We start from the raw sequence: 9,162 nt of genomic DNA on the forward strand, positions 1-9,162 counted from the left end.
CGCCTCGTCGGTCGCGGCAGGACGGCCCGAGGCAGGGTCACCGGCCGTTCTGCCCGCTCCGGCCGCTCTGCCCTTTCCGGCCGCTCCGGCCGCTGATCCGATCGAGGCGCTCATCGCATCTCCCTGACGGCCACGGATCGACTACACAGACAACAACTCGCCGCCACCGGCAACTCACTGCTATCGGCAACTCACTGCTACCGGCAACTCACTGCTACTGTGCCCAGTCGCAGCGTGGTGATTCGCGGCCTACCAGGCCACCGCGCCGTTCTGGTCGAAGAACGTTCCCGAGGCCGCGTCCGCCGGCAGGGTCGCGGCCCGGACGACGACCTCCGACGCCTGCTCCGCGGTCAGCGGAGCCTGCTCTCTGTTGATGGGCGTCAGGTCGGTCCGCACGAAACCGGGGCAGACAGAGACGACCTTGATGGAGGTGTCGGCGAGCTTCTTGGCCAGGGCGATCGTGACGCTGTTGAGCGCCGCCTTCGAGCTCTGGTAGGCCGGCACGACCGTGGAGTAGTACGGCGATGCGGGATTGGCCTGGTCGTTGAGCGACCCCATCGTCGTGGAGACGTTGACGATCCGTCCGGCCGGGCTCTCGCGCAGCAGGGGCAGGAACGCCTCGGTGACCGCGACCGGGCCGAAGACGTTGGTGGCGTACGTGTCCCTGAACAACGCGAGGGAGGCGAACTCGTGCTGCTCACCGTCGGTGGCCTCGGGCAGGATTCCGGCGTTGTTGACCAGGATGTCCAGCCTGCCGTCCAGTGCCAGCACCCGGTTCGCGGCTGCCTCGACGCTGTCGAGCGACGTGACGTCGAGCGCCAGCCCCGCGGTGTCGTACCCGTTCGCCCTCAGATCGGCTGCGGCCCTGTCCGCCGAGGCCTGGTCGCGTGCGGTGACGATGACCCGACAGCCGAGGCGGCCGAGGGCCTGCGCGGTGGCGAAGCCCAGGCCCCGGCTGCTTCCCGTGACGAGTGCGACAGGCGTGACGTGTCCAATCCGAGTGTCGGCACGCCGCCATGGCGTCGGCGGCGAGAGCGCCGGTGCGTCTCTCCCCCGGAAGACGCCGGGGCCTGCCAGAACGTGAGGTGTGGGTCGCACTCCGACACTCCGGGGATCCTCGGCCGGCGGCCCGTCGTCGTCAGATCGCTCCTTCGAGCCGCAGGAGGGTCCGCTTGGCGTCGTCGCCCCCGACGTACCGGCCGATACCACCGTCGCTGCGCACCACACGATGACAGGGGACGACGATGGGTAGCGGATTCGTCGCGCAGGCCGTGCCGACGGCCCGGACCGCGCGCGGACTTCCGGCCAGCGCGGCCACCGCCGCGTAGCTCGCCGTGCTGCCGTAGGGGATCTCCCGCAGGTGCTCCAACACCGTGAGCCGGAACCTGGACGCGAGTCGCAGGTCGAGATCGACGTCAATGCCGGATCGGGCCCGGGAGAAATAGTCGTCGAGCTGCCCGGCAACGGCGTCGAGCTGGCCACCCGCCGTCAACAGGCGAGGGCTGATCCGCTCGGCCAGGGTCGCGAGAACGGTGTCATGGCCCTCCACCTCGTACGCCACCCGCACCAGCCCCCGGCGGGTCGCGGCGAGCAGCAGCCGTCCGACCGGTGCGTCCACGGTGCGGTACACCACGTCAAGCAGGCCGTCTCGCTCCGCCTCGGCCAGCAGCCGCAGACGCAGCCCGCTCAGATCCACTTCAGCGCCGGCCACGGCGGCCAACGGGTCCAGCTCCGGAACGTCATGACCAGTCATCTCGACCGTTCCTCCTGCGCCGAAGGGGCGAGCATGATCCGCAGCGACGCGATGCCGTCGGCACCGGCTCGCCGCGCGGCCGCCGGGTTGCCGCCGAGGAGCCGGGCGACCTCGGCGTACGGAAGTCCGGCCAGGTAGTGGTAGGCGACGGTCTCCCGTTGTTTCCGGGGTAGTCGCCTCAGCGCGTCCCACAGGTCCAGGCTGGCGTCGGGTTCCTCCCACCTGATCGACTCCGGCAGACGCTCCGTCGGCGCCGGACGCCGCGACTGGGCGCGGAGCTGGTCGATCGCCTTGTTCCGGGCGATCGTCACCAGCCACGCCTCGACACTGCTGCCCGGTCGCAGCTCCGGGTAGGCCCGCAGCGCGGCGAGAAACGTCTCTGACCAGGCATCCTCGGCCAGCGTCGGCCCGACGACGGCCCAGCAGACCCGCAGCACCATCGGCCCGTAGCGTTCGACGACGGCCTCGAACGGTTCTCGCCCCATGCCAGGAGAACGCCTCACCCGGCCCAAACGTGAGCCGACGACGCGATGCGCTGGCCGCAGCCGATGACCTGCCGCGGGGTAGGCCACGGCCGTCACGGCGAGGCCCCCGAGCCGGGTAGCCCGCAGCCCGCAGCCGGCGGGACGGTTACGGCTTTCGGCCGACTCCGCCGAAGATGTGCAGTGGCTGCGGCGCCGGCCCGGCCGCGGGCCGCCAGAGGGGGGTCGAGACCACGCCGGGCTCGGCGAGTTCGAGGCCGTCGAAGAAGGACGCGACCTGCTCGGGGGTGCGCAGGTTGTAGGGGTGCCCGTCCGCCTGGGTGATCTCGATCGCCTTGTCCACGTCCTCGCCGTGGGTGCCGTCGTTGAGCGCGAGGTAGCTTCCCGGCCGCACCCCGTCGAGCAGCCGCTTCACGATCCCGCTCGCCTCGTCGTTGTCGGCGACGTTCCCGACGATCCCGAACATCACGAGGGCGACCGGCTGGGTGAAGTCCAGCAGCTCGGCGGCCCCCGCGAGGATGGTCTCGGGGTCGCGCACATCGGCGTCGACGTAGGCGGTCGCACCGCCGGGTGCGCTGGTCAGCAGCGCGCGGGCGTGCACCAGCACCAGCGGATCGTTGTCGACGTAGACGATGCGGGAGTCCGGCGCGATCCGCTGAGCGACCTCATGGGTGTTGTCGGCGCTCGGCAGGCCGGTGCCGATGTCCAGGAACTGGCGGATGCCCACCTCGCCGGCGAGGTAGGTGATCGCTCGAACCAGGAACTCCCGCTGCGCACGGGCGACGTGCACGATGTCCGGGTAGACCTCGAAGACCTTGTCCCCGAGCTCCCGGTCGGCGGGGAAGTTGTCCTTGCCCCCCAGCCAGTAGTTCCAGACCCGAGCGGAGTGCGGCACGCTCGTGTCCACCCGCGACCACGCACTCTGCGCCGGCTCGTCAGCACCCATATCGCCCATCATGTACCCCCGGTCGCGCCCCGCTGCCGGGAGGCGGCTTCCGGCACCCGGGCTTGGCGCCTGTTGTCCGCGATTCGACGGCCGGAGCCCGGCATCCCGTTCCCGTCCGACCAGATGCGGCCGCAGCAGCAGCGAGCTACGGCGGCTCCCGGGTCGTCATCGCCGGGTCGTCATCCAGGACGGGAGGACGGAGACGGAGGACGGCCGAAACGGGAAACGCGGCCTCCTGTTTCGGTCGTACTGAACGAGAGGCCCGAACTTTGCACATCGATACGGACGGGCCGCTCCGCCCACCGGCTGGATTCGCGGCCCAGCCATGCCGGCGTGCCCGTCACGCGGCGACCGGTCGCCCCGAATAATCTGCGGCTTCCACGACGTTTCTTTCTCGTCAGTTCTCGGCGCAGTGCCGAAATCGTCGTTCCCGGGCGACGGACACGGTCGGCCGGCTTTCCATTGGCGCGACTGCCCAGCATCCCGTGGCCGGCGGGAATCTCACTGGTGTCGATCGCCAACGGTAGGTGTGACGCGGGGGCATGGCGTCTTCGGGCTCAGGACTCGGCCGGGGCGGGGGGCACTGGCAGGCCCCAGTGCTCCACGATCCTGCCGTCCTCGACCCGAAGCATGTCGAGGGCGAACCCGACCGGCTCCCCGGTCGCGGCGTCGCGCAGGGCGTACCGGGTGGCGACGGTGTCGCCGAGCGCCACGCGCTGCTCGACCGTCGTCTGGACCTGCGCGGCCTGGGCGCCCAGCGCCGCCCACTTCTGCCGCCAGCCCTCGTGGCCGGAGGGGGCCCCGGGCAGCGGCGAGTGGTCGACCGCGTCGGGGGCGATCAGAGCCAGTGCGCCGTCGACGTCGCCTCGGAGCACGGCGTCGGCCATACGCTCTACGACGTGGGCGGCAGATGTGGCTACTGACGATGCCATCAAGATCCTCCGTGGCTACGATACGGGGAGTTCCCTGCTTCTGCTCCGAACTCTAATCGGGGAGTTCCCCGGTTCGCAAGGTCGACTGTCGGAGGATGGGGCAGCAGGATGACCGGCGTGCCGGAACCATCCCCGCGACCTGCGACGCAGCGCGGCGCGAGCCGCCACCGGCTGGACGCGCTGCTGCGGCCGCCGCAGCGGGCGGACGCCCGACGCAACTACGAGGCGCTGCTCACCGCGGCCGCCGACGTGTTCGCGCTCGACGGGCCACAGGCGTCACTGGACAAGATCGCCCGGCGGGCCGGCGTCGGCAACGCGACCCTCTACCGCCACTTCCCGACCCGCCGCGACCTGCTCGTCGCCGTGTGCGTCGGCGAGGTCGAGGCGCTGTGTGCGCAGGGGGAGGAACATGCCGCCGGGCAGCCGCCGGGTGCGGCCCTCCTGCTCTGGCTGCGCACCTTCATCGAGCATGTGACATCCAAGAAGGGTCTCGCCGCGGCGTTGATGACCGGGCGCAGCGAGGACTCCGCGGTGATCGCCGCCTGCAACGCCGCCATCGGCGAGACCGTGTCGACCCTCCTGGCCGGCGCCAGGGCGGTCGCGGCGGTCCGGGGCGACATCGAGGTGGGGGACCTGCTGTCACTGGTCAACGCGATCGCCCTCGCCACCGAGTCCACCGGCGCCCAGAGTGCCGACCGGCTGCTGCAGCTGATTTACCAGGGAATTGCGCCGCGCCCGTCGGCCGATCAGGACGGAACGTCCATGATCGCTGTTCCGCGATGAGCTGATCCGCCGCCACAAAGAAATACAGGGATCCCCCGGAAGCGCTCCGCACCCATCCGCGAGTCGTCCTGCACAACCCGTTCGAAACCTTCCTACAACATTTGCTCACACTCACGACCACATCTGATCATGGCGCTACCTGGGATTCTGCAGGTTCCATCCCGGCTGGCGGAACGCCGCATTGCTGAACCGCACGTCGGCGCCGAACGTGGTGCGCATGGGCGCGACTTTGACGGTAGGGACGGCGCAGGGCGAGTTGCCGCTGCTCGGTCATGCGATGAGACTGCGCAACGACCCGCTGAACTTTCTGGGCTCGCTCAAGGACGCCGGAGACCTGGTACGGATCAAGCTCGGCCCGCAGACGGCCTATGTGCTCTGCCACCCGGACCTGGTGCAGCAGGTGCTGCTCGACGAGCGGACGTTCGACAAGCAGGGCCCGCTGTGGGACAAGCTCCGCAAGTTCACCGGGGACGGCATCGGGACCTGCCCGTTTGATCGGCACCGCCGCCAGCGCCGGATCGTGCAGCCTGCCTTCCACCAGCGGCACATGCGGCACTACTCCGAGATCATGATCGAGGAGGCGGCCCTGGTGACCGACAGCTGGTCGGATGGGCAGACGATCGACATCCTCGACGAGATGTACGACATCACGACGCGAGTGATGGCCCGGACGCTGGCCTCCACGCACGGTGGGATGACGGCGACCACCGAGGTCTGCCGAGCCATGGACGTCGTGATGGCCGGCACCTATCAGCGGGCGACCTCACCGCTGCGCGTGCTGGAGCGGCTGCCCACCCCGGGCAACCGCCGCTTCGAGGACGCCGGGAAGCGGATCAACGCGGCGGTCGACGCGATCATCCGCACCTATCGCGAGGCCGCCGCGGCCGACCAGCCCGACCAGGCCGACCAGCTCGACCCGGCTGACGCCGAAGGGCAGGACTGGCAGGACATCCTGTCGGTGATGATGGACGGCCGCGACGACAGCGGCCACGGACTCACCGACACCGAGCTGCGGGATCAGATCATCATCCTGGCCACGGCCGGCATGGAGACGACAGCCTCGGCCATCTCGTGGACCTTCGGCCTGCTGGCGCGGCATCCGGAGATCGAACGGCAGCTCCACGAGGAGGTCGACGCCGTCCTGGCCGGTCGGCCCGCCACCTGGGACGACCTGCCCAAGCTGCGGCTGACCGAGCGGGTCGTCAAAGAGGCGCTGCGCCTCTACCCGCCCGGCTGGCTGTTCACCCGGTCCACCACCCGGGACACCGAGCTGGCCGGGCACCCGCTCCCGGCCGGCACCACCATCTTCTACAGCCCATACATCCTCCACCGGCGGCCGGACCTGTTTGCCGAGCCCGACCGCTTCGACCCCGACCGCTGGCTGGAGGATCGCGCCAGGGACATCCCGCGCGGCGCCTACATCCCCTTCGGCACCGGGGGGCGCAAGTGCATCGGCGACATGTTCGCCATGATCGAGGCTCCGCTCACGGTGAGTTCCATCGCGGCCCGCTGGCAGTTGGTGGCGACCACCGCCAACCACCGTCCGCCGCCGCCGCAGCTCGCGTTGAACCCTCGGTCCATGCCACTGAGGCTGCGCGCGCGGCAGCCCGCGCACTGACCAGAACCCCGCTGCACAGGGCCTCCCATCACCTCGACGGGGCGGCCGTTGCGCACGAGCCATCGCGCGGCGGACCGGCCATCGGCCACCCACCCCGCCGCCCCGGGCATCCGGAGCACCAACCCCGAACAACACCGACCTCAGGGAGTGCCATGATCTCGGATCCCCCCCGCGCCGACGCGCGTGCCGACATGGCGGAGGGATACCCGAACGGCTGGTTCGTCGTCGCGTTCAGCGGTGACGTGCGGCCGGGACGGGTGAGCACCCACCGGCTCGCCGGCGAGGACATCGTTCTCTACCGCACGGAGAGCGGTCAGTTGCGGGCCGTCGGCCCGCACTGCCCGCACCTCGGCGCGCACCTCGGCCACGGCGGTCGGGTGCAGGGCGAGGACCTCGTCTGCCCCTTCCACGCCTTCGCCTTCGGCCCGGACGGCCGCTGCGTCCGCAACGCCTACGGCACCGCGCCACCGCGGGCGAACCTGGCCAGGGTGCCGGTCACCGAGGCGGATGGCATGATCTTCGCCTGGCGGCACGCCGGCGGCGACGCCCCGACCTGGGATGTGCCGGTCTTCGACCCCACCGGCGCCGCATCGCGCTCGCAGTGGGCGAAGACCATGGGCGGCCACCCGCTGGACATCTGCGAGAACAGCATCGACCTGGGGCACTTCGTGCCGGTGCACGGCGGCCAGAACGTGACCATGCTGTCCCCGCCGGTCGCCGACGGGCCGCACCTGCACGCGCGCATCGCGTTCGCCGGCTTCTACTTCCTCTCCGGTCTGCACGCCGAGTTCGACCTGCACATGTACGGCGTGGGCTACCTGGCGGCGGAGGTGACCTTCCCGCGGCTCCGGCTCACCGTGCGCGAGCTGGTGTGCTGGACGCCGGTGGACCCGGGCCGGCAGCGGCTGCACAAAACGACCTACGCCCGCTTCCACGGCGCCAAGCGCGTTCCGCCCCGACTGAACCGGCTGGTGTCGGCCGTCGCCGCGCCGCTGGCCGGGCTCGGGTCGGTGCTGCAGATCCGGGACGACCAGCCGATCTGGGCGAACCGGAGGTACGTGGCGCACCCCAGGCTCGCCCAGGGCGACGGGCCCGTCATGCAGTACCGCCGGTGGGCCGAGCAGTTCTTCCCGCCCGTGCGGCCGTGGGCGTCGACCCCCGTGACGGATTTCGCCGCCAGCCAGGCTGCTCCTGCCCGCCAGGCTGCAGCCACCAGCGAGGCTGCTACCACCAGCGAGGCTGCCGCCGTGGCCGAGCGGGTGGCCTCATGACCGCGATCACGGATGCCGAGGGGGTTCGACCGATGCTGCTGACCGTGCCGCCCTTCTACTGCCCGATCGAGTCCGCGGTCTCCCCGGACGCCGAACTGGTGGACAGGCGGAGCACCCAGTGGCTGGAAAAGTTCGGGATGTTCGAGAACGGCGTCCAGCGGGACTACCTCGCCCGCGGCAAGACCGGCTACTTCGCCGCCTACTCCCTCCCGACCGGAACCGGCGACGGCTTCCAGGCCGCCAGCGACTTCCTGCTGTGGCTGTACACCTTCGACGACACCCACTGCGATGAGCGGCCCGGTGGTACCACTCCGGAGGAGCTGATCGTCACCGTCACCCAGCTCGCGCGGATCATCGAGGCGCCCGGGTCGCGGGTGCTGGCGGGGAACCCGTGGGCCGAGGCGCTGCGCGACCTGCGGCTGCGGCTGGCCGACTGCGCGACCGCGACGCAGGTCGAACGGTGGGTCGTGGAACTCACCCGCTACTTCCTCGGCCTGCCCTGGGAGGCCGCGAACCGACGCCGGGGCGTCGAGCCCTCCCTCGACGACTACGTGGTGATGTGGTCGTACGTGGCGGCGATGCTACCGAGCGTGATGTTCACCGACATCGCCGGGGGCTACGAGGTCCCCGCGCAGCAGATGAGCGCCCCCGCGGTCCGGGCCCTCACGGAGATGTCGTGCGTCCTGGTGGCCTGGGACAACGACATCATCTCGTACAACAAGGAGGCCTACCGCAGCTCGCGGTACTCGTTCTCGGCCATCCAGAACCTGATCAGCGTCATCGCCCACCAGCAGGGCTGCCCGCCCCAGCAGGCGATGGGCATCGCGGTGGCCATGCGCGACAGGGTGATGTGCCTGTTCCTGGCGCTGCAGCGGCAGGTGCTGACCACAGCCGGCGAGGAGCTGGCCAGGTACGTGACCGGGCTCGGCCAGTGGGTCCGTGGCTACCTCGACTTCAGCTTCGGTAGCGACCGGTACGCGGACCCGGTGAACCCGGACGACCCCGACTCGGTGCGCATCGCGATGCCGAAGGCGTGGGCCGATGAGCCGGTCGACGGCCGGCTCCAGCCGCTGCCGATCCCCACGATCGCCTGGTGGTGGAATCAGCTGGAGCTGGCGCATGCGGCCTGACGCACGCGGCCTGACGCACGCGGTCACCGGCCGGACGCCTCGCGGACCCGGCCGGTGAGCGCACTGGCGACGGAGCCGCGGCGCAGCGGCGCCCCGCCCCGCACCGCGGCGGACGCCCCCATGGCGCTGCGGCGCAGCGCCTCGGCCACCGGGGGCCGGTCCAGATCGTGCTCCCGTCCGCGCACCATGAGCGCGGCGACGGCGACTCCGGTGGCCCCGGTCACCGGCGCGGCCAGAGCCAGTGTGC

10 protein-coding genes are annotated in these 9,162 nt (G+C 70.9%); 4 read left to right on the plus strand and 6 right to left on the minus strand.

What is annotated here, in order from left to right:
- Nucleotides 1-249: 249 nt before the first annotated feature.
- From ND748_RS18230 to ND748_RS18250, 5 genes are all read right to left on the minus strand, one after another.
- A complete protein-coding gene (locus ND748_RS18230) occupies nucleotides 250-996 on the minus strand; it encodes an SDR family NAD(P)-dependent oxidoreductase (protein ID WP_374215963.1) in 747 nt (248 codons plus the stop codon).
- A gap of 142 nt (nucleotides 997-1,138) precedes the next feature.
- The gene (locus ND748_RS18235; RefSeq protein WP_251747041.1) at nucleotides 1,139-1,753 is read right to left on the minus strand and encodes a methylated-DNA--[protein]-cysteine S-methyltransferase; all 615 of its coding nucleotides are present in this window, start codon (nucleotides 1,751-1,753) and stop codon (nucleotides 1,139-1,141) included.
- On the minus strand, nucleotides 1,750-2,238 hold the full coding sequence (locus ND748_RS18240) for an RNA polymerase sigma factor (protein ID WP_251747043.1): 489 nt from the start codon (nucleotides 2,236-2,238) through the stop codon (nucleotides 1,750-1,752). Before ND748_RS18240 ends, ND748_RS18235 begins: the two co-directional genes overlap by 4 nt.
- 145 nt (nucleotides 2,239-2,383) lie before the next feature.
- On the minus strand, nucleotides 2,384-3,190 hold the full coding sequence (locus tag ND748_RS18245) for an SAM-dependent methyltransferase (RefSeq protein WP_251747045.1): 807 nt from the start codon (nucleotides 3,188-3,190) through the stop codon (nucleotides 2,384-2,386).
- A gap of 548 nt (nucleotides 3,191-3,738) precedes the next feature.
- On the minus strand, nucleotides 3,739-4,113 hold the full coding sequence (locus tag ND748_RS18250) for an ester cyclase (protein WP_251747046.1): 375 nt from the start codon (nucleotides 4,111-4,113) through the stop codon (nucleotides 3,739-3,741).
- A gap of 108 nt (nucleotides 4,114-4,221) precedes the next feature.
- Between ND748_RS18250 and ND748_RS18255 the strand changes: the two genes are divergently transcribed.
- From ND748_RS18255 to ND748_RS18270, 4 genes are all read left to right on the plus strand, one after another.
- Nucleotides 4,222-4,896 carry a TetR/AcrR family transcriptional regulator gene (locus tag ND748_RS18255; protein ID WP_251747048.1) on the plus strand — a complete coding sequence of 225 codons (675 nt, stop codon included), beginning with the start codon at nucleotides 4,222-4,224 and terminating at the stop codon, nucleotides 4,894-4,896.
- 217 nt (nucleotides 4,897-5,113) lie between these two features.
- Nucleotides 5,114-6,514: a cytochrome P450 gene (locus ND748_RS18260; RefSeq protein ID WP_251747050.1), complete on the plus strand. Its 1,401-nt coding sequence runs from the start codon at nucleotides 5,114-5,116 to the stop codon at nucleotides 6,512-6,514.
- A 152-nt stretch (nucleotides 6,515-6,666) separates the two neighbouring features.
- Entirely contained in the window at nucleotides 6,667-7,785 is a 1,119-nt protein-coding gene (locus ND748_RS18265; RefSeq protein ID WP_251747052.1) for an aromatic ring-hydroxylating dioxygenase subunit alpha, read from the plus strand.
- Nucleotides 7,782-8,915, plus strand: a complete 1,134-nt coding sequence (locus ND748_RS18270) for a hypothetical protein (RefSeq protein WP_251747054.1) — start codon at nucleotides 7,782-7,784, stop codon at nucleotides 8,913-8,915. The genes ND748_RS18265 and ND748_RS18270 overlap by 4 nt, the downstream gene beginning before the upstream one ends.
- A 23-nt stretch (nucleotides 8,916-8,938) precedes the next feature.
- Here ND748_RS18270 and ND748_RS18275 read toward each other — a convergent pair.
- Nucleotides 8,939-9,162, minus strand: a 224-nt coding sequence (locus tag ND748_RS18275; protein WP_251747056.1) for a hypothetical protein, incomplete at its 5' end; no start/stop codon positions are given.

It is taken from the genome of Frankia sp. AiPs1, assembly GCF_023716945.1.
Taxonomy (GTDB): domain Bacteria; phylum Actinomycetota; class Actinomycetes; order Frankiales; family Frankiaceae; genus Frankia.

Bases quoted from the DNA above. Each gene is read 5' to 3' on its own strand.
- ND748_RS18255 (WP_251747048.1), top strand. From the start codon at position 4,222: ATGACCGGCGTGCCGGAACCATCCCCGCGACCTGCGACGCAGCGCGGC.
- ND748_RS18245 (WP_251747045.1), bottom strand. From the start codon at position 3,190: ATGGGCGATATGGGTGCTGACGAGCCGGCGCAGAGTGCGTGGTCGCGG.
- ND748_RS18240 (WP_251747043.1), bottom strand. From the start codon at position 2,238: ATGGGGCGAGAACCGTTCGAGGCCGTCGTCGAACGCTACGGGCCGATG.
- ND748_RS18260 (WP_251747050.1), top strand. From the start codon at position 5,114: ATGGGCGCGACTTTGACGGTAGGGACGGCGCAGGGCGAGTTGCCGCTG.
- ND748_RS18270 (WP_251747054.1), top strand. From the start codon at position 7,782: ATGACCGCGATCACGGATGCCGAGGGGGTTCGACCGATGCTGCTGACC.
- ND748_RS18250 (WP_251747046.1), bottom strand. From the start codon at position 4,113: ATGGCATCGTCAGTAGCCACATCTGCCGCCCACGTCGTAGAGCGTATG.
- ND748_RS18265 (WP_251747052.1), top strand. From the start codon at position 6,667: ATGATCTCGGATCCCCCCCGCGCCGACGCGCGTGCCGACATGGCGGAG.
- ND748_RS18235 (WP_251747041.1), bottom strand. From the start codon at position 1,753: ATGACTGGTCATGACGTTCCGGAGCTGGACCCGTTGGCCGCCGTGGCC.